Origin of the sequence: Citrobacter sp. A316, assembly GCF_002042945.1 — a bacterium.
Lineage (GTDB): Bacteria > Pseudomonadota > Gammaproteobacteria > Enterobacterales > Enterobacteriaceae > Citrobacter > Citrobacter portucalensis.
Map to the genome: position 1 here is coordinate 119,455 of NZ_MVFZ01000008.1, position 20,965 is coordinate 140,419.

Genomic DNA, 20,965 nt, shown 5'->3' on the forward strand with positions numbered 1-20,965 from the left:
TACTGTGCGCAGATTTTACGTCCCGTCCTCGGTACCAAATCCCAGCAGTATTTGCATTTTTTACCCAAAACGAGTAAAATTTGCCACGTTTCAGGCGCGGGGTGGAGCAGCCTGGTAGCTCGTCGGGCTCATAACCCGAAGGTCGTCGGTTCAAATCCGGCCCCCGCAACCACTTTCCCTTAGAGTTCTTTTTCAAATATACTGTGAAGACTTAGGCCTTCGTAGCTGGATTTGAAAAAAATTCTTTCGGAAGGTTCTCCGAACCGCAGGTGCGGTTATAGGGTTCAGTTATCTAAAGCCCCGATTTATCGGGGTTTTTTGTTATCTGACTACAGAATAACTGGGCTTTAGGCCCTTTTTTTATGTCTTGGGGGTGGGCTTGTCCACATTAGAGCAAAAATTAACAGAGATGATTACAGCGCCAGTTGAAGCCCTGGGCTACGAACTGGTCGGCATCGAATTTATTCGTGGTCGCACATCCACACTGCGCATCTATATTGATAGTGAAGATGGCATCAATGTTGATGATTGTGCTGATGTGAGCCATCAGGTAAGCGCCGTGATGGATGTCGAAGACCCAATCACCGTTGCCTATAACCTGGAAGTCTCCTCTCCGGGTCTCGACCGTCCTCTGTTCACAGCTGAACACTACGTGCGTTTCCTGGGTGAAGAAGTCACGCTGGTTCTTCGTATGGCGGTACAAAACCGTCGTAAATGGCAGGGCGTTATCAAAGCGGTGGACGGTGAGATGATCACGGTCACAGTCGAAGGCAAAGATGAAGTGTTCGCGCTGAGTAATATCCAGAAGGCGAACCTGGTTCCCCACTTTTAACAGTCTGGATTGAGGTGAAAAGCCCGCGATGAACAAAGAAATTTTGGCTGTTGTTGAAGCCGTATCCAACGAAAAAGCGCTGCCACGCGAGAAAATTTTTGAAGCGCTGGAAAGTGCGCTGGCTACAGCAACAAAGAAAAAATATGAGCAAGAGATCGACGTTCGCGTAGAAATCGATCGTAAAAGCGGTGATTTCGATACCTTCCGTCGTTGGGTAATCGTAGAAGAAGTTACTCAGCCGACCAAAGAAATTACGCTGGAAGCGGCACGCTTCGAAGACGAAAGTCTGAACGTGGGCGAATATGTTGAAGATCAGATTGAATCTGTCACCTTTGACCGTATCACCACCCAGACCGCGAAACAGGTTATCGTACAGAAAGTACGTGAAGCTGAACGCGCAATGGTTGTTGATCAGTTCCGCGAACACGAAGGCGAAATCGTCACCGGTGTGGTGAAGAAAGTAAACCGCGACAACATTTCTCTGGATCTGGGCAGCAATGCTGAAGCTGTGATCCTGCGTGAAGACATGCTGCCGCGTGAAAACTTCCGCCCAGGTGACCGTATTCGTGGCGTTTTGTACTCAGTTCGCCCGGAAGCGCGCGGTGCGCAGCTGTTCGTAACCCGTTCCAAACCGGAAATGCTGATTGAGCTGTTCCGCATTGAAGTGCCGGAAATTGGCGAAGAAGTTATCGAAATTAAAGCGGCTGCCCGCGATCCGGGATCGCGTGCGAAAATCGCCGTTAAGACCAACGACAAGCGTATTGATCCGGTCGGCGCCTGTGTTGGTATGCGTGGTGCGCGCGTTCAGGCGGTTTCTACCGAACTGGGCGGCGAGCGTATCGATATCGTCCTGTGGGATGATAACCCGGCGCAGTTCGTGATCAACGCAATGGCGCCAGCAGATGTCGCTTCTATCGTGGTGGATGAAGACAAACACACCATGGATATCGCGGTTGAAGCCGGTAACCTGGCTCAGGCGATTGGACGTAATGGTCAGAACGTCCGCCTGGCTTCACAACTGAGCGGTTGGGAACTCAACGTGATGACCGTTGATGACCTGCAAGCGAAGCATCAGGCTGAAGCACATGCAGCCATTGATACCTTCACCAAATATCTCGATATCGATGAAGATTTCGCGACTGTTCTGGTGGAAGAAGGTTTTGCGACGCTGGAAGAACTGGCCTACGTGCCAATGAAAGAACTGCTGGAAATTGACGGCCTGGATGAACAGACCGTTGAAGCGCTGCGCGAGCGTGCTAAAAACGCACTGACCACTCTGGCACTGGCCCAGGAAGAAAGCCTCGGTGATAACAAACCGGCTGACGATCTGCTGAATCTGGAAGGATTGGATCGTGAGATGGCCTTCAAACTGGCGGCCCGTGGTGTTTGTACGCTGGAAGATCTCGCTGAACAGGGCATTGATGATCTGGCTGATATCGAAGGGTTGACCGACGAAAAAGCCGGTGAGCTGATTATGGCTGCCCGTAATATTTGCTGGTTCGGCGACGAAGCGTAATAAACTGTAGCAGGAAGGAACAGTATGACAGATGTAACCGTAAAAACGCTGGCTGCAGAGATACAGACTTCCGTAGATCGCCTGGTACAGCAATTTGCTGATGCCGGTATCCCGAAGTCTGCTGACGACTCTGTGTCCGCACAAGAGAAACAAACCTTACTGGCGCATCTGAACCGTGAGAACGGCTCAGCGCCGGATAAGTTGACATTGCAGCGTAAAACGCGCAGTACTCTCAATATTCCAGGTACCGGTGGAAAAAGCAAATCGGTACAAATCGAAGTCCGCAAGACACGCACCTTTGTGAAACGCGATCCGCAAGAGGCTGAACGCCTTGCCGCGGAAGAGCAGGCGCAGCGTGAAGCGGAAGAGCAAGCCCGTCGTGAGGCAGAAGAAGCTGCCAAACGCGAGGCGCAACAAAAAGCCGAACGTGAGGCCGCAGAACAAGCTAAACGTGAAGCCGCTGATAAAGCGAAACGTGAAGCTGCGGAAAAAGACAAAGTGAGCAATCAACAGACCGACGATATGACTAAAACCGCCCAGGCCGAAAAAGCCCGCCGTGAAAATGAAGCCGCAGAACTGAAGCGTAAAGCGGAAGAAGAAGCACGTCGCAAGCTTGAAGAAGAAGCGCGCCGCGTAGCGGAAGAAGCTCGCCGTATGGCGGAAGAAAACGAGAAAAATGGTGTGAATAACGCTGAACCTGTCGAAGACACCAGTGATTATCACGTCACCACTTCTCAGCATGCTCGCCAGGCTGAAGACGAGAACGATCGTGAAGTTGAAGGCGGTCGTGGTCGTACTCGCAGCACCAAAGCAGCGCGTCCGGCGAAGAAAGGCAACAAACACGCTGAATCTAAAGCTGACCGTGAAGAAGCACGTGCAGCGGTTCGCGGCGGTAAAGGCGGTAAGCAGCGTAAAGGTTCCGCTCTGCAGCAGGGCTTCCAGAAGCCAGCTCAGGCCGTTAACCGTGACGTTGTGATCGGCGAAACCATCACCGTTGGCGATCTGGCGAACAAGATGGCGGTCAAAGGCTCTCAGGTCATCAAAGCGATGATGAAACTGGGCGCAATGGCAACTATCAACCAGGTCATCGACCAGGAAACCGCGCAGCTGGTTGCCGAAGAGATGGGCCACAAAGTTATCCTGCGTCGTGAAAACGAGCTGGAAGAAGCAGTAATGAGCGACCGTGATACCGGCGCTGCGGCTGAACCGCGCGCACCGGTAGTGACCATCATGGGTCACGTTGACCACGGTAAAACGTCTCTGCTGGACTACATTCGTTCAACGAAAGTGGCCTCTGGTGAAGCGGGCGGCATTACTCAGCACATCGGTGCGTACCACGTTGAAACTGACAACGGTATGATCACCTTCCTGGACACCCCGGGTCACGCCGCGTTTACCTCCATGCGTGCTCGTGGTGCTCAGGCAACGGATATCGTTGTTCTGGTTGTTGCAGCAGACGACGGCGTGATGCCGCAGACTATCGAAGCTATCCAGCACGCGAAAGCGGCAGGTGTGCCGGTAGTTGTTGCAGTCAACAAAATCGATAAACCGGAAGCGGATCCAGATCGCGTTAAAAACGAACTGTCCCAGTACGGCATCATGCCAGAAGAGTGGGGCGGCGAGAGCCAGTTCGTTCACGTTTCTGCGAAAGCGGGTACCGGTATCGACGAACTGCTGGATGCTATCCTGCTGCAAGCCGAAGTACTGGAACTGAAAGCTGTGCGTAAAGGTATGGCGAGCGGTGCGGTTATCGAATCCTTCCTGGATAAAGGTCGTGGCCCAGTCGCTACCGTCCTGGTTCGCGAAGGTACCCTGAACAAGGGCGATATCGTTCTGTGTGGTTTCGAATACGGCCGCGTTCGTGCGATGCGTAACGAACTGGGTCAGGAAGTACTGGAAGCGGGTCCGTCCATTCCGGTGGAAATCCTCGGTCTGTCCGGTGTTCCGGCTGCGGGTGACGAAGTTACCGTTGTTCGTGACGAGAAGAAAGCCCGTGAAGTTGCACTGTACCGTCAGGGCAAATTCCGTGAAGTTAAACTGGCTCGTCAGCAGAAATCTAAACTTGAGAATATGTTCGCCAACATGACCGAAGGCGAAGTTCACGAAGTGAACATCGTGCTGAAGGCTGACGTACAGGGTTCTGTAGAAGCGATTTCCGACTCTTTACTGAAACTGTCTACCGACGAAGTAAAAGTGAAGATCATCGGTTCTGGTGTAGGTGGTATCACCGAAACCGACGCAACCCTGGCTGCGGCATCCAACGCGATTCTGGTTGGCTTCAACGTACGTGCTGATGCCTCTGCACGTAAAGTTATCGAATCAGAAAGCCTGGATCTGCGTTACTACTCCGTCATCTATCATCTGATCGACGAAGTGAAAGCAGCGATGAGCGGCATGCTGTCTCCGGAACTGAAACAGCAGATCATTGGTCTGGCTGAAGTTCGTGATGTGTTCAAATCACCGAAATTTGGCGCTATCGCAGGCTGTATGGTTACCGAAGGCACGATTAAACGTCACAACCCAATCCGCGTACTGCGCGACAACGTGGTTATCTATGAAGGCGAGCTGGAATCCCTGCGCCGCTTCAAAGATGACGTCAACGAAGTCCGTAACGGTATGGAATGTGGTATCGGCGTTAAGAACTACAACGACGTTCGCGTTGGCGATATGATCGAAGTGTTCGAGATCATCGAGATCAAACGTACCATCGCATAAGGTTGTTCGGGTGTAGGCCGGATAAGGCGTTTACGCCGACATCCGGCAATGTAATGCCTGATGGCGCTACGCTTATCAGGCCTACAGCCTAATCACCGAATTATTTTCAAAAGGGGCTGAATGCCCCTTTTTTGTCTGGAGAATTTATTATGGCGAAAGAATTTGGTCGCCCGCAGCGTGTCGCGCAGGAGATGCAGAAAGAGATCGCACTCATCCTGCAACGCGAAATCAAAGACCCGCGTGTTGGCATGATGACCACCGTATCGGGTGTTGAGATGTCCCGTGATCTGGCATATGCCAAAGTATTCGTGACTTTCCTCAACGATCAGGACGAAGCTGCTGTGAAAAACGGCATTAAGGCACTGCAGGAAGCCTCTGGTTTTATCCGCTCTCTGCTGGGTAAAGCAATGCGTCTGCGTATCGTGCCTGAGCTGACCTTCTTCTACGACAACTCGTTGGTTGAAGGGATGCGCATGTCCAACCTGGTGACCAGCGTGGTGAAACATGACGATGAGCGTCGTGTGAACCCAGCGGACGACAGCAAGGAGGACTGATGAGTCGTCCTCGTCGTCGTGGTCGCGATATTCACGGTGTCCTGCTGCTGGATAAGCCGCAGGGCATGTCCAGCAATGACGTGCTGCAAAAAGTAAAGCGCATCTACAATGCCAACCGCGCGGGACATACCGGCGCGTTGGATCCGCTGGCGACAGGCATGCTGCCTATCTGCCTCGGTGAAGCGACAAAGTTTTCACAGTATTTGCTGGATTCTGACAAACGCTATCGCGTGGTTGCCCGTTTGGGCCAGCGTACTGATACTTCCGATGCCGATGGGCAGATCGTGCAGGAGCGTCCGGTAACCTTCACCGCAGAACAACTGGCGAATGCGCTGGAGACTTTCCGCGGCGATATCGAGCAGATTCCGTCGATGTATTCGGCGCTGAAGTATCAGGGTAAGAAGCTGTACGAATATGCGCGTCAGGGCATTGAAGTGCCGCGTGAAGCGCGCCCGATTACCGTCTATGAGCTGCTGTTTATCCGTCACGAGGGTAACGAACTGGAGCTGGAAGTTCACTGCTCCAAAGGCACCTATATTCGTACCATCGTTGACGATCTCGGTGAGAAGCTGGGCTGTGGCGCGCACGTAACGTATCTGCGTCGTCTGACGGTCAGCAAATATCCGGTGGATCGTATGGTCACGCTGGAACACCTGCGTGAGCTGGTCGAACAGGCAGAACAGCAGAACATTCCGGCGGCTCAACTGCTTGATCCTTTGCTGATGCCAATGGACAGTCCGGCATCGGACTATCCTGTTGTTAATTTGCCTTTAACATCGTCGGTTTATTTTAAAAATGGTAATCCGGTACGGACGACAGGCGCCCCGCTGGAAGGGCTGGTACGCGTGACGGAAGGCGATGACGGCAAGTTTATTGGCATGGGGGAGATGGACGATGAAGGTCGTGTCGCCCCCCGCCGCCTGGTAGTTGAGTATCCTGCATAACGCTCTCTGTCTTGCGATAAAAGGGCGCTGCGAGTAGAATACTGCCGCTTAACGTCGCGTAAATTGTTTAACAATCTGCGTGGCGTACACTGGGATAGCTGAATTAGAGATCGGCATCCTTTCATTCTTATCACTTTGGAGTTTTAAAATGTCTCTAAGTACTGAAGCTACCGCTAAAATCGTTTCTGAGTTTGGTCGTGATGCAAACGACACCGGTTCTACCGATGTTCAGGTTGCTCTGTTGACTGCACAGATTAACCACCTGCAGGGCCACTTTGCAGAGCACAAAAAAGATCACCACAGCCGTCGTGGTCTGCTGCGCATGGTTTCTCAGCGTCGTAAACTGCTCGACTACCTGAAACGTAAAGATGTTGCACGTTACACCGCGCTGATCGAGCGTCTGGGCCTGCGTCGCTAATTCTTTCGAGTTTCAGAAAGAGGGGGCCTTCATGGCCCCTTTTTTCCAGCAGATGGCAGCAATTCGCTGGAAACTAATGTATTGTTGCTATGAATGATCTTCCGTTGCAGAGGTTCGCGCGGCTAATGAGAGGCTTTACTCATGCTTATGGGTTAGGGTTGTCATTAGTCGCGAGGATGCGCAGAAGATCGGGTATTAACGATGGCGCAAAAATGTGCCGTCAAAAAATAGAGAAAGGATATTATTTTGCTTAATCCGATCGTTCGTAAATTCCAGTACGGTCAGCATACCGTTACGCTGGAAACCGGCATGATGGCGCGTCAGGCGACTGCCGCTGTTATGGTTAGCATGGATGACACCGCGGTATTCGTTACCGTTGTTGGCCAGAAAAAAGCGAAGCCAGGCCAGGACTTTTTCCCGCTGACCGTTAACTATCAGGAGCGTACCTACGCTGCTGGCCGTATCCCGGGTAGCTTCTTCCGTCGTGAAGGCCGTCCGAGCGAAGGCGAAACCCTGATCGCGCGTCTGATTGACCGCCCGGTTCGCCCGCTGTTCCCTGAAGGCTTCGTTAACGAAGTTCAGGTTATCGCGACCGTTGTTTCCGTTAACCCGCAGGTTAACCCGGACATCGTGGCAATGATTGGTGCATCTGCTGCGCTGACTTTGTCTGGCATCCCATTCAACGGCCCGATCGGTGCTGCGCGTGTTGGTTACATCAATGACCAGTACGTACTGAACCCGACTCAGGACGAACTGAAAGAAAGCAAGCTGGACCTGGTTGTTGCCGGTACCGAAGCTGCCGTACTGATGGTTGAATCCGAAGCTGAACTGCTGAGCGAAGACCAGATGCTGGGCGCAGTAGTATTCGGTCACGAACAGCAGCAGGTTGTGATTCAGGCGATCAACGAGCTGGCGAAAGAAGCTGGCAAACCGCGTTGGGACTGGCAGCCAGAAGCCGTCAACGAAGCGCTGAACGCGCGCGTTGCCGCACTGGCAGAAGCTCGTCTGAGCGATGCTTACCGTATCACTGACAAACAAGAGCGTTATGCTCAGGTTGACGTGATCAAATCTGAAACCATCGCGACTCTGGTGGCTGAAGACGAAACCCTGGACGCTAACGAACTGGGTGAAATCCTGCACGCTATCGAGAAAAACGTTGTTCGTAGCCGCGTACTGGCAGGCGAGCCGCGCATCGATGGCCGTGAAAAAGACATGATCCGTGGCCTGGACGTGCGTACTGGCGTTCTGCCGCGTACCCACGGTTCCGCACTGTTCACCCGTGGCGAAACTCAGGCGCTGGTTACTGCGACCCTGGGCACCACGCGTGATGCGCAGAACCTCGACGAACTGATGGGCGAGCGTACTGACAACTTCCTGTTCCACTACAACTTCCCTCCGTACTGCGTAGGTGAAACCGGTATGGTCGGTTCTCCGAAGCGTCGTGAGATTGGTCACGGCCGTCTGGCGAAGCGTGGCGTACTGGCAGTAATGCCGGAACTGGATAAATTCCCGTACACCGTGCGTGTGGTTTCTGAAATCACCGAATCTAACGGTTCTTCTTCCATGGCTTCCGTATGTGGTGCTTCCCTGGCGCTGATGGACGCAGGCGTGCCGATCAAAGCCGCCGTTGCGGGTATCGCGATGGGTCTGGTGAAAGAAGGCGACAACTTTGTTGTTCTGTCTGACATCCTGGGCGACGAAGACCACCTGGGTGATATGGACTTCAAAGTGGCGGGTTCCCGCGACGGTATCTCTGCGCTGCAGATGGATATCAAAATTGAAGGTATCACCAAAGAGATCATGCAGGTTGCTCTGAACCAGGCTAAAGGTGCGCGTCTGCACATCCTGGGTGTGATGGAACAAGCGATCAACGCTCCGCGTGGCGATATTTCTCAGTTCGCTCCGCGTATCCACACTATCAAGATCAGCCCGGACAAGATCAAAGACGTTATCGGTAAAGGCGGTTCTGTTATCCGTGCTCTGACCGAAGAAACCGGCACCACCATTGAAATCGAAGATGATGGTACCGTTAAGATTGCTGCGACCGACGGTGAGAAAGCGAAATATGCTATCCGTCGTATCGAAGAGATCACCGCAGAGATCGAAGTAGGCCGTATCTACAATGGTAAAGTGACCCGTATCGTTGACTTTGGCGCATTCGTTGCCATCGGTGGCGGTAAAGAAGGTCTGGTACACATCTCTCAGATCGCTGACAAGCGCGTTGAGAAAGTGACCGACTACCTGCAGATGGGCCAGGAAGTACCGGTCAAAGTTCTGGAAGTTGATCGCCAGGGCCGTGTACGTCTGAGCATTAAAGAAGCAACTGAGCAGTCTCAGCCTGCAGGCGAACCGGAAGCTCCGGCAAGCCAGGGCGAGTAAGGTTGCCATTGCCCTCCGTGAAAGCGGAGGGCCTTTAACCCGGCAGGATGCCTTGTTAGCAACCGGGGAACCTGGATGTTCATTCAATCGTTGTCTTCGGGAGTGGGAAATGAAGCCTTTTTTGCGCTGGTGTTTCGTTGCGACAGCACTCACGCTGGCTGGATGCAGTAATTCCGCCTGGCGAAAGAGTGAAGTCCTCGCAGTACCATTGCAACCGACTTTGCAGCAGGAAGTGATTCTGGCACGTATGGAACAAATTCTTGCCAGTCGGGCTTTAACCGATGACGAACGCGCACAGCTTTTATATGAGCGCGGAGTGTTGTATGATAGTCTCGGTCTGAGGGCACTGGCGCGAAATGATTTTTCACAAGCGCTGGCAATCCGACCAGATATGCCTGAAGTATTCAATTACTTAGGTATATATTTAACGCAGGCAGGCAATTTTGATGCTGCCTATGAAGCGTTTGATTCTGTACTTGAGCTTGATCCAACTTACAACTACGCGCACTTAAATCGCGGTATCGCATTGTATTACGGCGGTCGCGACAAGTTAGCGCAAGATGATCTGCTAGCGTTTTATCAAGACGATCCCAATGATCCTTTCCGTAGTCTGTGGCTTTATCTTGCCGAGCAGAAGCTCGATGAGAAGCAGGCTAAAGAAGCGTTGAAACAACGCTTTGAGAAATCGGATAAAGAGCAATGGGGATGGAACATTGTCGAGTTCTACCTGGGCAACATTAGCGAAGCAACGCTGATGGAACGCCTGAAGGCGGACGCAACGGATAACACCTCGCTCGCTGAGCATCTCAGTGAAACCAACTTCTATTTAGGTAAGTACTACCTAAGTCTGGGGGATTTGGACAACGCTACGGCATTGTTCAAACTGGCGGTGGCTAACAACGTTCATAACTTTGTTGAGCACCGATACGCATTGTTGGAATTATCGCTCCTGGGCCAGGACCAAGATGACCTGGCAGAATCGGACCAGCAATAGCTGACGTACACATCAGCCCGTAATCTTTTTTGATTGCCATCACCTTCACGGGTGAGGGCGTTGTTGTTCGTTAATACACCTACTTTGAGCCGGTTCACACTTTTCAATGAAAATTGCAGATCAATTTCATGATGAGTTATGTAGACTGGCCGCCATTAATTTTGAGGCACACGTACTACATGGCTGAATTCGAAACCACTTTTGCAGATCTGGGCCTGAAGGCTCCTATCCTTGAAGCCCTTAACGATCTGGGTTACGAAAAACCATCTCCAATCCAGGCAGAGTGCATTCCGCATCTGCTGGGCGGCCGCGATGTTCTGGGTATGGCCCAGACAGGTAGCGGCAAAACTGCAGCGTTCTCTTTACCGCTGCTCAACAATCTTGATCCTGAGCTGAAGGCACCTCAGATTCTGGTGCTGGCACCGACCCGCGAACTGGCGGTTCAGGTTGCAGAAGCCATGACGGATTTCTCTAAACACATGCGCGGCGTGAACGTGGTTGCCCTGTACGGCGGCCAGCGTTATGACGTGCAATTACGTGCCCTGCGTCAGGGGCCACAGATCGTCGTCGGTACGCCGGGTCGTCTGCTGGATCACCTGAAGCGCGGTACTCTGGACCTCTCCAAACTGAGCGGTCTGGTACTGGACGAAGCTGACGAAATGCTGCGTATGGGCTTCATCGAAGACGTTGAAACCATCATGGCACAGATCCCGGAAGGTCATCAGACCGCTCTGTTCTCTGCAACCATGCCGGAAGCGATTCGTCGTATTACCCGCCGCTTTATGAAAGAGCCGCAGGAAGTACGCATTCAGTCCAGCGTCACTACCCGTCCTGACATCAGCCAGAGCTACTGGACTGTGTGGGGCATGCGTAAAAATGAAGCGCTGGTGCGTTTCCTGGAAGCAGAAGACTTTGATGCGGCGATTATCTTCGTTCGTACCAAAAATGCGACCCTGGAAGTAGCAGAAGCGCTGGAGCGTAGCGGTTATAGCAGCGCTGCACTGAACGGCGACATGAACCAGTCCCTGCGTGAGCAGACTCTGGAGCGTCTGAAAGATGGCCGTCTGGATATTCTGATTGCTACCGACGTTGCGGCCCGTGGTCTGGACGTTGAGCGTATCAGCCTGGTTGTTAACTACGATATCCCGATGGATTCCGAGTCTTACGTTCACCGTATCGGCCGTACCGGTCGTGCGGGTCGTGCGGGTCGTGCGCTGCTGTTCGTTGAGAACCGCGAGCGTCGTCTGCTGCGTAACATCGAACGCACCATGAAGCTGACTATTCCGGAAGTAGAACTGCCGAACGCAGACCTGCTGGGCAAACGCCGTCTGGAAAAATTCGCCGCTAAAGTACAGCAGCAGCTGGAAAGCAGCGATCTGGATCAGTACCGTGCTCTGCTGGCGAAAATGCAGCCGGAAGAAGAACTGGATATCGAAACGCTGGCAGCTGCACTGCTGAAAATGGCTCAGGGCGAACGTCCTCTGATCCTGCCGCCAGATGCGCCGATGCGTCCGAAACGCGAATTCCGCGACCGTGATGACCGTGGTCCGCGCGATCGTAACGATCGTGGCCCTCGTGACCGTAATGACCGTGGTGGTGAAGACCGTCCGCGTCGTGAACGTCGTGACGTCGGTGACATGCAGCTGTACCGCATTGAAGTGGGCCGTGATGACGGTGTTGAAGTTCGTCATATCGTTGGTGCGATTGCTAACGAAGGTGATATCAGCAGCCGTTACATCGGTAACATCAAGCTGTTTGCTTCCCACTCCACCATCGAACTGCCGAAAGGTATGCCGGGCGACGTGCTGCAGCACTTTACCCGTACTCGCATTCTGAACAAGCCGATGAACATGCAGCTGGTTGGCGATGCAGTACCGCACACCGGTGGTGAGCGTCGTGGCGGCGGCGGTGGTCGTTTCAGCGGTGAGCGTCGTGAAGGCGGTCGCGGTGAAGGTCGTAACTTTAGCGGCGAACGTCGTGAAGGCGGTCGTGGCGATGGTCGTCGTTTTAGCGGCGAGCGTCGTGAAGGCAACCGTGGTCCGCGCCGTGACGATTCTTCTGCTCCGCGTCGTGATGACTCTGCTGGTCGTCGTCGTTTCGGCGGTGACGCATAAGCCTCACGGTTTAACAGCGTAAAGTAATATATACAGCCCCGATCGAAATGATTGGGGCTTTTTTTATTTCATTTGTACTCGTGTACTGGTACAGTGCAGCACATTGAGATGTAGTCACAATACAAATGACTGGAGAGATGGCTGAATGGCAACACTAACCACCACCCAAACATCACCTTCGCTGCTTGGCGGCGTGGTGATCATCGGCGGCACCATTATTGGCGCGGGGATGTTTTCTCTGCCTGTGGTCATGTCCGGGGCGTGGTTCTTCTGGTCAATGGCGGCGCTGATCTTCACCTGGTTCTGCATGCTGCACTCCGGGCTGATGATCCTTGAAGCTAACCTCAATTACCGTATTGGCTCTAGCTTTGACACCATCACGAAAGATCTGCTGGGCAAAGGCTGGAACGTGGTGAACGGCATCTCGATTGCTTTCGTTCTCTATATTCTGACCTACGCATATATCTCAGCGAGCGGTTCGATCCTGCATCACACCTTCTCGGAGATGTCGTTGAACGTTCCGGCGCGTGCAGCAGGTCTTGGCTTTGCGCTGCTGGTGGCGTTTGTGGTGTGGTTAAGTACCAAAGCGGTTAGCCGCATGACGGCGATTGTGCTGGGCGCGAAGGTGATTACTTTTTTCCTGACCTTCGGCAGTTTACTGGGACACGTTCAGCCCACAACGTTGTTTAACGTGGCGGAAAGCAACGCTTCGTATACGCCGTACCTGCTGATGACGCTGCCGTTCTGTTTGGCCTCATTCGGCTATCACGGCAACGTCCCGAGCCTGATGAAGTACTACGGCAAAGATCCGAAAACCATCGTTAAGTGCCTGGTGTACGGCACGCTGCTGGCGCTGGTGCTGTATACCGTATGGTTGCTGGGGACGATGGGTAATATTCCGCGTCCGGAATTTATCGGTATTGCGCAGCAGGGCGGTAACATTGATGTGCTGGTACAGGCGCTGAGCGGCGTATTGAACAGCCGCAGTCTGGATCTGCTGCTGGTGGTGTTCTCCAACTTCGCAGTGGCGAGTTCATTCCTCGGTGTTACGCTCGGTCTGTTTGACTATCTGGCGGATCTGTTTGGCTTTGATGACTCGGCAATGGGACGTTTCAAAACGGCATTGCTGACGTTTGTCCCGCCAATTATTGGTGGCCTGCTGTGGCCGAACGGTTTTCTGTACGCCATTGGCTATGCAGGACTCGCGGCAACCATCTGGGCCGCCATTGTTCCGGCGCTGCTGGCCCGTAAATCTCGCGAGCGTTTCGGTAGCCCGAAATTCCGCGTCTGGGGCGGTAAGCCGATGATTGCGCTGATCCTGGTATTCGGTATCGGCAACGCGGTTATCCATATTCTGTCGAGTGTGAATCTGTTACCGGTTTATCAGTAAAACCGTTGCCCGGTGGCGCTATGCTTACCGGGCCTACATCACCGTGTAGGCCGGATAAGGCGTAGCCGCCATCCGGCACAAACCGTACTACCCCAACAATTCCTGCTTCACATCCATCGCCAAATCAAACGAATGTAGACGTGCCTGATGATCAAAAATCTGGCCGTTAACCATAATTTCATCAGCCTGGGTTTCACGCAAAATGGCATCAAGACCGTGACGCACTTTTGCCTTATCACCAACCAGCGACATGCTCAGCGCCTGTTGCACGCCGTACTGTTCGGAAGCAGACCATAGCTGATGCATATTCTCTACCGGCGGCGGTAGCTGCCCGGTTTCGCCACGACGCAGTTTCACGAATGCCTGCTGCATCGAGGTGAAAAGAAATTCGGCATCGCGATTGCTGTCGGCGGCAATGATGTTGATGCACACCATCGCATACGGTTTTGCCAGCCGCGCTGAGGGTTTGAACTGGGTGCGATACAGATGCAGCGCCTGATGCAGCATATCCGGGGCAAAGTGCGAGGCGAAGGCAAACGGCAGACCAAGCTGGGCCGCCAGCTGTGCGCTGTACAGGCTGGAGCCTAATAACCAGACAGGGATCTGCTCGCCGTAGCCGGGAACCGGACGTACATGGGGATTAGGATCGCGAGCGTCGAACCAGTCCACCAGTTCAGCGACGTCGCGTGGGAAGTTATCGATATCACCGCTCATATGGCGGCGCAGTGCGCGCATGGTTGGCTGATCGCTGCCTGGTGCGCGACCAAGCCCGAGATCGATTCGTCCCGGATACAGCGTATTCAGGGTACCGAACTGCTCGGCGATCACCAGCGGCGAATGGTTGGGCAACATCACGCCGCCAGACCCGAGATGCAGCGTGGTGGTATTGGCAGCCAGATAACTAATCAGCACTGAGGTTGCGGCGCTGGCGATGCCGGTCATGTTGTGATGTTCCGCCAGCCAGTAGCGGTGGTAGCCGCGCTTTTCAGCCAGTCGTGCGAGATCAAGCGAGTGCGTGAAGGCCTCTTTTGCCGAAGAACCTTCAGGGATTGGCGCCAGATCCAGCACCGAGAACGGAATAGTTTTGTCAGTCATAACGGCTCACTTTGTTACCGGTTAATCTTTTAATACTGCATTAAAGATTAGCGAATGTTGTTAACAAAGTGAGCTTTATAGCGTGCAGGATGAATCTAATATGCCTGATGGCGCTGCGCCTATCGGGCCTACGGGATCGCTATTTGTAGGCCGGATAGGGCACTTTTGCCTCCATCCGGCTAGGCCTGCAGCTCCAGACCTGCCAGTCGCTTCCAGTAGCCGTTGCAATCATTGTGGGCGGCAAGCGGTAATGGAGCACTGCCATTTTCATTGGCGCGGAAGGCGTCGAGCATGGCGAATGTTTCAGTGCCAGAAGGGGACAGACGCACAATATCAACCAGCCCCTGCATCGATTTCAGCTCGTTTCCGAGGTTGTAAATATAGCCGCTCATGGTCTGGATCCCGTTGAGGACAAAGACCTGCTGATTCTCCTGCGACAGCACATCGCGCCCGTTCGGGTATTTGATGCAGCAGGTTTCACACTCGTCCTTTGGACGGTCTTCGGAGCGCGCGGTAAAGCAGCGGGCAGAGTACGCCAGCGGCAGATGCCCGTAGCTCAGCACCTCAACTTCAAACTGATTGCGAATACCCAGCTCATCACACTGGTTGAGCAAGTTTGCCAGCCAGTCGCGGGAAAGCTCTACCGGCATACACCAGCGCACCATGCCTTGTTTGAGCAGCAAACGCAGGGTAACCGCGTTGTAGCAGTTGAGCGCATGTCCGGCGACAAACGGCAGCTTACGCTCGGCGCACATGTTTACCACGCCGAGATCGCTGGCTTCAACAAGGAAGTCGCCGTTTTCGACATAGCGCTTCAGCTCTCCCAGTTCAGAAGAGGCCTGTACCAGCGCCAGTGTTGACAGCACAACCTGTTTACCGCTGCCAGCGAGCGATTTCGCCATATCGAGCCAGTCGCCCACTTTGGTGGCGCGGCGTTTACTGCATACCGCTTCGCCAAGATAGATAACGTCGGCCTGGCTTACGGCAGCCTGCTGATAAAAATCTTCCAGCGTTTCTTTCGGCCAGTACCAAAGCACCGGCCCTAAGGAATATTTCATTGCTTCTCTCACTGCCATTTACGGTGATAAGCGCCAAGCGTGGTCTGTGTGCCTTCGGACATAGAACCAAGCGTTTCCATCCATGCGGCCTGCGGGACGTAGTTTTGCGGGTCGGCCATACAGCGGTCGATCGCCTGACGCCACACTTTCGCCACCTGACTGACATAGGCCGGACTACGCTGACGACCTTCGATTTTCACCGAGGCAATATTGGCTGCCAGCAGTTCCGGCAGCAGCTCCAGCGTATTCAGGCTGGTGGGTTCTTCCAGCGCATGATAACGCTCGCCGTCAACCAGATAGCGGCCTTTGCATAGCGTCGGATAACCGGCGTTTTCTCCGTCCTGATAGCGGTCGATCAGTACTTCATTAAGACGGGATTCCAGCCCTTGTTGGGTCTGTTGCCAGCGGACGAAACGGGCAGGCGAGCAGGCACCAACCGTGTTAGGCGATTCGCCCGTCAGATAGGACGAAAGATAGCAACGGCCTTCAGCCATAATGCACAGGCTACCGAAGGCGAACACTTCCAGGGGAACTGGCGTGACGCGAGCGAGCTGCTTCACCTGATGAATAGACAGCACGCGCGGCAGCACCACACGGGCGACGTCAAAGTTGCGATGATAGAAATTAATTGCCTCTTCATTGGTTGCAGATGCCTGAACAGAGACATGGCGCTCAATATGCGGGTAGCGCTCTGCGGCATACTCAAGCATGGCGAGGTCGGCAAGGATCAGCGCGTCCGCGCCCAGCTGTGCCGCCATATCAACGGCACGCTGCCAGCGCGCGTAACCATCCGGGTGCGCAAAGGTGTTAATCGCAATGTGCAGCTTACGGCGGTGCTGATGGACAAAACTCACCGCTTCCTGCAATTTTTTTTCGGTAAAATTAAGGCCGGCGAAATGACGGGCGTTGGTATCATCTTTCAGCCCGATGTAGACAGCATCAGCGCCGTTCTCGATGGCCGCCTTAAGCGCCGGGAGGTTTCCGGCAGGGCAGAGCAGCTCCATAATTTATCCTGAACGTTGCGCCGTGACGGGCGCAGAAATGTTAACGAAGAGGGATTTTAGTTAACCTTGCTGAGACAATTTTTGATTTGAGGCAGTTAAAGTCGTATTGGTGACACCAATAAAGAGGTAACAATTTCGTAGCGAATTGTTGATTTATGCCGCTATGTCGTTTATTTGATATGGCAAAATAGCAGGACTATTGAAACAGGGAGTAAAGCTCGTGTTGGATAAACTGCGTTCACGCTTAGTACAATTTGGTCCTTCTCTGATGAGTGTACCAGTTAAACTGACGCCCTTTGCGCTGAAGCGCCAGGTTCTGGAACAGGTCCTGAGCTGGCAGTTTAGTCAGGCGCTGGCCGATGGGGAGCTGGAGTTTCTCGAAGGTCGCTGGCTGAGCATTCATGTGCGTGACATTGACCTCAAATGGTATACCTCTGTTGAGAACGATAAACTTATCGTCAGCCAGAATGCAGATGCGGATGTAAGTTTTAGCGCCGATGCCAGCGATCTGCTGATGATCGTGGCCCGCAAGCAGGATCCAGATACGCTTTTCTTCCAGCGTCGCCTGGTGATTGAAGGTGATACAGAATTAGGGCTATACGTAAAAAATCTGATGGATGCCATCGAACTGGAGCAGATGCCTAAAGCGTTGCGCGTCATGCTGATGCAGTTGGCGGATTTTGTTGAGGCGGGGATGAAAACGTCGCCAGAAACCAAACAGACCTCGGTAGGTGAGCCATGCTGATTCGAGTTGAAATTCCCATTGATGCCCCTGGTATTGATGCGCTGCTGCGCCGTTCATTTGAGAGCGATGCGGAAGCGAAATTAGTGCACGACCTGCGTGAAGATGGTTTCTTAACGCTGGGTCTGGTTGCTACCGATGACGAAGGTCAGGTAGTGGGTTACGTCGCGTTCAGCCCAGTCGATGTTCAGGGTGAAGATCTGCAATGGGTCGGCATGGCGCCGCTCGCGGTGGATGAAAACTACCGGGGGCAGGGCCTGGCGCGTCAGCTGGTCTATGAAGGACTCGATTCACTGAACGAGTTTGGCTACGCCGCGGTGGTTACGCTGGGGGATCCGGCCCTGTACAGCCGCTTTGGCTTTGAGCTGGCAGCCCATCATGACCTGCGTTGCCGCTGGCCGGGCACCGAAAGCGCGTTCCAGGTTCATCGCCTGGCGGACGATGCGCTGGATGGCGTGACGGGACTTGTGGAATACCACGACCACTTCAATCGCTTTTAAGCTCCGGGGTTTGCAGGTCGCTTAATAGCGCCTCAAACCCTTCGCCTTCGACAAGGCGTTCTTTCTGCCGCTTGGTGAGCTGTTTAACGCGATACTCTATGCGCAGGGCCAGTGAACGGTCGCCGACCTGCGCCGCAAATGCCAACGTGAGTTCCCCCTTTCCGCGTAGCGCCTTCGCGCCTTTCCCACTTTGATGCTGCTTATAGCGGCGCTGCACATCGGTGGTTATTCCGGTGTATAAGGCGTTGTCAGCGGTACGGATCAGGTACAGATACCAGGGTGTCATTGTCACCATCGACGTGATAATTTTCAGGCCTACAGTATAAAAGAGAACAGAAATGGAAACACTGACTGCGGTGTCTCGCTGGCTGGCAAAACAGCACGTCGTGACCTGGTGCGTACACCATGAAGGTGAATTGTGGTGCGCCAATGCGTTTTACCTGTTTGATGCGCAGAAGATGGCGTTCTATGTGCTGACCGAAGAGAAAACGCGTCATGCGCAGATGTCCGGACCGCGCGCACCGATTGCCGGTACGGTAAATGGTCAGCCTAAAACCGTCGCTCTGATTCGTGGCGTACAGTTTAAGGGAGAAATTCGTCGCCTCGAAGGACAAGAGAGTGAGGTCGCGCGTAAAGCCTACAACCGTCGTTTCCCCGTCGCCAGAATGCTGCCAGCACCCGTATGGGAGATTCGACTGGATGAAGTCAAATTCACGGACAACACGCTGGGCTTCGGTAAAAAGATGCACTGGCTGCGTGATCTATAGTTAGAACAGTGATTAAAGACCCAGGGGAAGATAAGCGATGAGTCAGGTGTTAATAACAGGTGCCACGGGGCTGGTGGGCGGAAATTTGCTGCGTATGCTGCTCAATGAACCCCGGGTCAATGCCATCACGGCGCCGACGCGTCGACCGCTGGCAGATACGGTTGGTATTTATAATCCCCATGATCCGCAGCTAACCGATGCTCTGGCCCAGGTTACCGACCCGGTCGATATTGTCTTTTGTTGTTTGGGGACTACCCGGCGTGAAGCGGGCAGCAAAGAGGCATTTATCCATGCTGACTATACGCTGGTGGTGGATACGGCCCTGACGGGACGCCGGTTAGGCGCCCAGCATATGCTGGTGGTGAGTTCGATGGGCGCCAATGCGAATTCACCGTTTTTTTATAATCGGGTGAAAGGTGAAATGGAGCAGGCGCTGATCGCGCAGAATTGGCCGCGGCTGACGATTGTCCGGCCTTCAATGCTACTGGGTGATAGGGACAAACAGCGGACGAATGAGATGTTTTTAGCGCCGTTGTTCAGGCTGCTGCCGGGTAACTGGAAGTCGATTGAAGCGCGCGATGTTGCGCGGGCAATGCTGACAGAAGCGCTGGCGCCTCGGCATGAAGGGGTTTCGATCCTGAGCTCTTCCGAGCTACGCGAAAGGGCTAAATAAAATGCCGGATGGCGCTGATGCTTATCCGACCTACAAACGATAACGTTCTGTAGGCCGGATAAGACGCTCAGGCGTCGCTATCCGGCATCTGTATTACTTAATAAACGTAAAGGCCGTCGTGACGCGTCTCACGCCGCTTACCCGGCTGGCGATATCCGCTGCAGCCTTCGCTTCACGCTCGGTCACCAGACCTAACAGGAACACTTCCCCGTTCTCAGTCGTTACTTTCACGTTAGAGGATTTCACCTGATCGCTGGTCAGCAACTGGGAACGCACTTTAGTAGTTATCCAGGTATCGTTGGAGGCATCGCCCAGACCGATTGGCTGGCCCTGACGGATCTCATTAAAGACCTCAGTCGTACCTTCTACGCCCATCGCAATCTGTTTTGCTCGTGCAGACAGTTCGCTATTCGGCGACTGACCAACCAGCAGCACTTTACCCTGATATGCGCTCACGTTGATTCGCGCTTCTTTCTTGATCTGGGCATCTTTCGACAACGCCGTATTGACGCGTAATTCCAGGGTTCCATCATCTACCTGGGTGCCGACGCTGCGAGGATCCGTCGCGGCTTTGGTGCCGACAGCAGCAGTTCCGACAACGGCAGCAGCGACACAGCCTTGCAGCAGCAGTGCAGCGATAATCACAGCAAGCGGCGAAAATGCCTTCATGTGTACTCCTTAATCATCCTGGTGAGGGAAAAGCGTGTTATCGATGAGATCGCAAAGGCAGTTGACCGTCAGCATGTGCATTTCCTGAACGCGGGCACTGTGGTGTGAGGGAATACGGATTTCAACATCCTGCGGCCCCAGTAACCCGGCCAGTTCCCCTCCGTCATACCCGGTCAGCGCGACGATTGTCATGTCGCGTGTCACGGCGGCTTCAACGGCTTTTACGATATCGCGGCTATTACCACGCGTAGAAATTGCCAGCAGAACATCACCTGCATGTCCCAGCGCACGGACTTGTTTTGCATAAACTTCGTCGTGCAGGCGATCGTTGGCAATCGCAGTTAAGACCACATTATCAGTATTTAGTGCAATCGCAGGTAAACTTGGGCGTTCTGTTTCAAAACGATTGATCATGCTGGCAGCAAAATGCTGTGCGTTGGCAGCGGACGTCCCATTACCACAACAGAGAATTTTGTTGCCATTGAGCAGGGACTGAACCAGCGTCATGGCGGCACGGGAGATCGCATCCGGAAGTGCTTCAGCCGCAGCTATCTGAGTTTGAATGCTTTCTGTAAAGCAGACTTTAATTCTATCTAACACG

General features: G+C 53.6%; 21 protein-coding genes and 1 tRNA gene. 16 read left to right on the top strand and 6 right to left on the bottom strand.

Annotated features, from left to right (window positions below):
• Positions 1-95 precede the first annotated feature (95 nt).
• The 12 genes from BZK41_RS11905 to mtr all read left to right on the top strand — a co-directional run bounded on the left by BZK41_RS11905 (position 96) and on the right by mtr (position 13,856).
• Positions 96-172 (top strand) — tRNA-Met (locus BZK41_RS11905).
• Between the two features lie 207 nt (positions 173-379).
• Entirely contained in the window at positions 380-832 is a 453-nt protein-coding gene (gene rimP, locus BZK41_RS11910) for a ribosome maturation factor RimP (RefSeq protein ID WP_003024996.1), read from the top strand.
• A gap of 28 nt (positions 833-860) precedes the next feature.
• Complete coding sequence (gene nusA, locus BZK41_RS11915; RefSeq protein ID WP_003024992.1) at positions 861-2,348, top strand: transcription termination factor NusA; 1,488 nt, start codon at positions 861-863, stop codon at positions 2,346-2,348.
• A gap of 24 nt (positions 2,349-2,372) precedes the next feature.
• Positions 2,373-5,063 (top strand): translation initiation factor IF-2, encoded by a 2,691-nt coding sequence (infB, locus tag BZK41_RS11920; protein ID WP_003828710.1) that lies wholly within the window; start codon positions 2,373-2,375, stop codon positions 5,061-5,063.
• A 149-nt stretch (positions 5,064-5,212) separates the two neighbouring features.
• Positions 5,213-5,617, top strand: a complete 405-nt coding sequence (gene rbfA / locus BZK41_RS11925) for a 30S ribosome-binding factor RbfA (RefSeq protein ID WP_003024988.1) — start codon at positions 5,213-5,215, stop codon at positions 5,615-5,617.
• A complete protein-coding gene (gene truB / locus BZK41_RS11930) occupies positions 5,617-6,561 on the top strand; it encodes a tRNA pseudouridine(55) synthase TruB (protein ID WP_079938270.1) in 945 nt (314 codons plus the stop codon). The genes rbfA and truB overlap by 1 nt, the downstream gene beginning before the upstream one ends.
• A gap of 148 nt (positions 6,562-6,709) precedes the next feature.
• Positions 6,710-6,979 (top strand): 30S ribosomal protein S15, encoded by a 270-nt coding sequence (gene rpsO / locus BZK41_RS11935; protein WP_000059465.1) that lies wholly within the window; start codon positions 6,710-6,712, stop codon positions 6,977-6,979.
• A 246-nt stretch (positions 6,980-7,225) separates the two neighbouring features.
• Positions 7,226-9,358 (top strand): polyribonucleotide nucleotidyltransferase, encoded by a 2,133-nt coding sequence (gene pnp, locus BZK41_RS11940; protein WP_008785911.1) that lies wholly within the window; start codon positions 7,226-7,228, stop codon positions 9,356-9,358.
• Positions 9,359-9,467: 109 nt separating this feature from the next.
• Positions 9,468-10,352, top strand: coding sequence for a lipoprotein NlpI (gene nlpI / locus BZK41_RS11945; protein ID WP_003024982.1), 885 nt, complete (start codon positions 9,468-9,470; stop codon positions 10,350-10,352).
• A 106-nt stretch (positions 10,353-10,458) separates the two neighbouring features.
• Positions 10,459-10,539, top strand: coding sequence for a protein YrbN (gene yrbN / locus BZK41_RS26930; protein WP_010723222.1), 81 nt, complete (start codon positions 10,459-10,461; stop codon positions 10,537-10,539).
• Complete coding sequence (locus BZK41_RS11950; RefSeq protein WP_079938271.1) at positions 10,532-12,466, top strand: DEAD/DEAH family ATP-dependent RNA helicase; 1,935 nt, start codon at positions 10,532-10,534, stop codon at positions 12,464-12,466. The genes yrbN and BZK41_RS11950 overlap by 8 nt, the downstream gene beginning before the upstream one ends.
• A gap of 145 nt (positions 12,467-12,611) precedes the next feature.
• On the top strand, positions 12,612-13,856 hold the full coding sequence (gene mtr, locus BZK41_RS11955) for a tryptophan permease (protein WP_003828642.1): 1,245 nt from the start codon (positions 12,612-12,614) through the stop codon (positions 13,854-13,856).
• An 87-nt stretch (positions 13,857-13,943) separates the two neighbouring features.
• Here the strand turns inward: mtr and BZK41_RS11960 are convergent, their stop codons facing one another.
• The 3 genes from BZK41_RS11960 to BZK41_RS11970 all read right to left on the bottom strand — a co-directional run bounded on the left by BZK41_RS11960 (position 13,944) and on the right by BZK41_RS11970 (position 17,013).
• On the bottom strand, positions 13,944-14,951 hold the full coding sequence (locus BZK41_RS11960) for a luciferase-like monooxygenase (protein ID WP_079938272.1): 1,008 nt from the start codon (positions 14,949-14,951) through the stop codon (positions 13,944-13,946).
• A gap of 179 nt (positions 14,952-15,130) precedes the next feature.
• Entirely contained in the window at positions 15,131-16,027 is an 897-nt protein-coding gene (locus BZK41_RS11965; RefSeq protein WP_079938273.1) for a U32 family peptidase, read from the bottom strand.
• Positions 16,018-17,013 carry a peptidase U32 family protein gene (locus tag BZK41_RS11970; RefSeq protein WP_003024971.1) on the bottom strand — a complete coding sequence of 332 codons (996 nt, stop codon included), beginning with the start codon at positions 17,011-17,013 and terminating at the stop codon, positions 16,018-16,020. The genes BZK41_RS11965 and BZK41_RS11970 overlap by 10 nt, the downstream gene beginning before the upstream one ends.
• A 220-nt stretch (positions 17,014-17,233) precedes the next feature.
• On the opposite strand from BZK41_RS11970, the gene BZK41_RS11975 reads away from it, so the two are divergent.
• Entirely contained in the window at positions 17,234-17,758 is a 525-nt protein-coding gene (locus BZK41_RS11975; protein ID WP_003828637.1) for an SCP2 domain-containing protein, read from the top strand.
• Positions 17,752-18,255 carry an N-acetyltransferase gene (locus BZK41_RS11980; RefSeq protein ID WP_008785907.1) on the top strand — a complete coding sequence of 168 codons (504 nt, stop codon included), beginning with the start codon at positions 17,752-17,754 and terminating at the stop codon, positions 18,253-18,255. The genes BZK41_RS11975 and BZK41_RS11980 overlap by 7 nt, the downstream gene beginning before the upstream one ends.
• On the opposite strand, the gene BZK41_RS11985 is transcribed toward BZK41_RS11980, so the two are convergent.
• Positions 18,242-18,541 carry a GIY-YIG nuclease family protein gene (locus BZK41_RS11985; protein WP_079938274.1) on the bottom strand — a complete coding sequence of 100 codons (300 nt, stop codon included), beginning with the start codon at positions 18,539-18,541 and terminating at the stop codon, positions 18,242-18,244. The genes BZK41_RS11980 and BZK41_RS11985 overlap by 14 nt on opposite strands.
• Positions 18,542-18,593: 52 nt before the next feature.
• Between BZK41_RS11985 and BZK41_RS11990 the strand changes: the two genes are divergently transcribed.
• Positions 18,594-19,022 (top strand): YhbP family protein, encoded by a 429-nt coding sequence (locus BZK41_RS11990; protein ID WP_079938275.1) that lies wholly within the window; start codon positions 18,594-18,596, stop codon positions 19,020-19,022.
• 37 nt (positions 19,023-19,059) lie between these two features.
• On the top strand, positions 19,060-19,695 hold the full coding sequence (locus tag BZK41_RS11995; RefSeq protein ID WP_079938276.1) for an NAD(P)H-binding protein: 636 nt from the start codon (positions 19,060-19,062) through the stop codon (positions 19,693-19,695).
• Positions 19,696-19,788: 93 nt separating this feature from the next.
• Here the strand turns inward: BZK41_RS11995 and dolP are convergent, their stop codons facing one another.
• Both dolP and diaA read right to left on the bottom strand, forming a co-directional pair.
• On the bottom strand, positions 19,789-20,364 hold the full coding sequence (gene dolP, locus BZK41_RS12000) for a division/outer membrane stress-associated lipid-binding lipoprotein (protein ID WP_079938277.1): 576 nt from the start codon (positions 20,362-20,364) through the stop codon (positions 19,789-19,791).
• 9 nt (positions 20,365-20,373) lie between these two features.
• On the bottom strand, positions 20,374-20,964 hold the full coding sequence (gene diaA, locus BZK41_RS12005) for a DnaA initiator-associating protein DiaA (protein ID WP_003024948.1): 591 nt from the start codon (positions 20,962-20,964) through the stop codon (positions 20,374-20,376).
• Position 20,965 lies beyond the last annotated feature (1 nt).

Excerpts from the sequence above, each read along its gene's own strand:
- BZK41_RS11995 (WP_079938276.1), top strand. The coding sequence starts at position 19,060 with ATGAGTCAGGTGTTAATAACAGGTGCCACGGGGCTGGTGGGCGGAAAT.
- rbfA (WP_003024988.1), top strand. The coding sequence starts at position 5,213 with ATGGCGAAAGAATTTGGTCGCCCGCAGCGTGTCGCGCAGGAGATGCAG.
- infB (WP_003828710.1), top strand. The coding sequence starts at position 2,373 with ATGACAGATGTAACCGTAAAAACGCTGGCTGCAGAGATACAGACTTCC.
- BZK41_RS11990 (WP_079938275.1), top strand. The coding sequence starts at position 18,594 with ATGGAAACACTGACTGCGGTGTCTCGCTGGCTGGCAAAACAGCACGTC.
- rpsO (WP_000059465.1), top strand. The coding sequence starts at position 6,710 with ATGTCTCTAAGTACTGAAGCTACCGCTAAAATCGTTTCTGAGTTTGGT.
- BZK41_RS11985 (WP_079938274.1), bottom strand. The coding sequence starts at position 18,541 with ATGACACCCTGGTATCTGTACCTGATCCGTACCGCTGACAACGCCTTA.
- BZK41_RS11960 (WP_079938272.1), bottom strand. The coding sequence starts at position 14,951 with ATGACTGACAAAACTATTCCGTTCTCGGTGCTGGATCTGGCGCCAATC.
- yrbN (WP_010723222.1), top strand. The coding sequence starts at position 10,459 with ATGAAAATTGCAGATCAATTTCATGATGAGTTATGTAGACTGGCCGCC.
- BZK41_RS11950 (WP_079938271.1), top strand. The coding sequence starts at position 10,532 with ATGGCTGAATTCGAAACCACTTTTGCAGATCTGGGCCTGAAGGCTCCT.
- BZK41_RS11980 (WP_008785907.1), top strand. The coding sequence starts at position 17,752 with ATGCTGATTCGAGTTGAAATTCCCATTGATGCCCCTGGTATTGATGCG.
- BZK41_RS11970 (WP_003024971.1), bottom strand. The coding sequence starts at position 17,013 with ATGGAGCTGCTCTGCCCTGCCGGAAACCTCCCGGCGCTTAAGGCGGCC.
- dolP (WP_079938277.1), bottom strand. The coding sequence starts at position 20,364 with ATGAAGGCATTTTCGCCGCTTGCTGTGATTATCGCTGCACTGCTGCTG.
- BZK41_RS11965 (WP_079938273.1), bottom strand. The coding sequence starts at position 16,027 with ATGGCAGTGAGAGAAGCAATGAAATATTCCTTAGGGCCGGTGCTTTGG.
- truB (WP_079938270.1), top strand. The coding sequence starts at position 5,617 with ATGAGTCGTCCTCGTCGTCGTGGTCGCGATATTCACGGTGTCCTGCTG.
- mtr (WP_003828642.1), top strand. The coding sequence starts at position 12,612 with ATGGCAACACTAACCACCACCCAAACATCACCTTCGCTGCTTGGCGGC.
- nlpI (WP_003024982.1), top strand. The coding sequence starts at position 9,468 with ATGAAGCCTTTTTTGCGCTGGTGTTTCGTTGCGACAGCACTCACGCTG.
- nusA (WP_003024992.1), top strand. The coding sequence starts at position 861 with ATGAACAAAGAAATTTTGGCTGTTGTTGAAGCCGTATCCAACGAAAAA.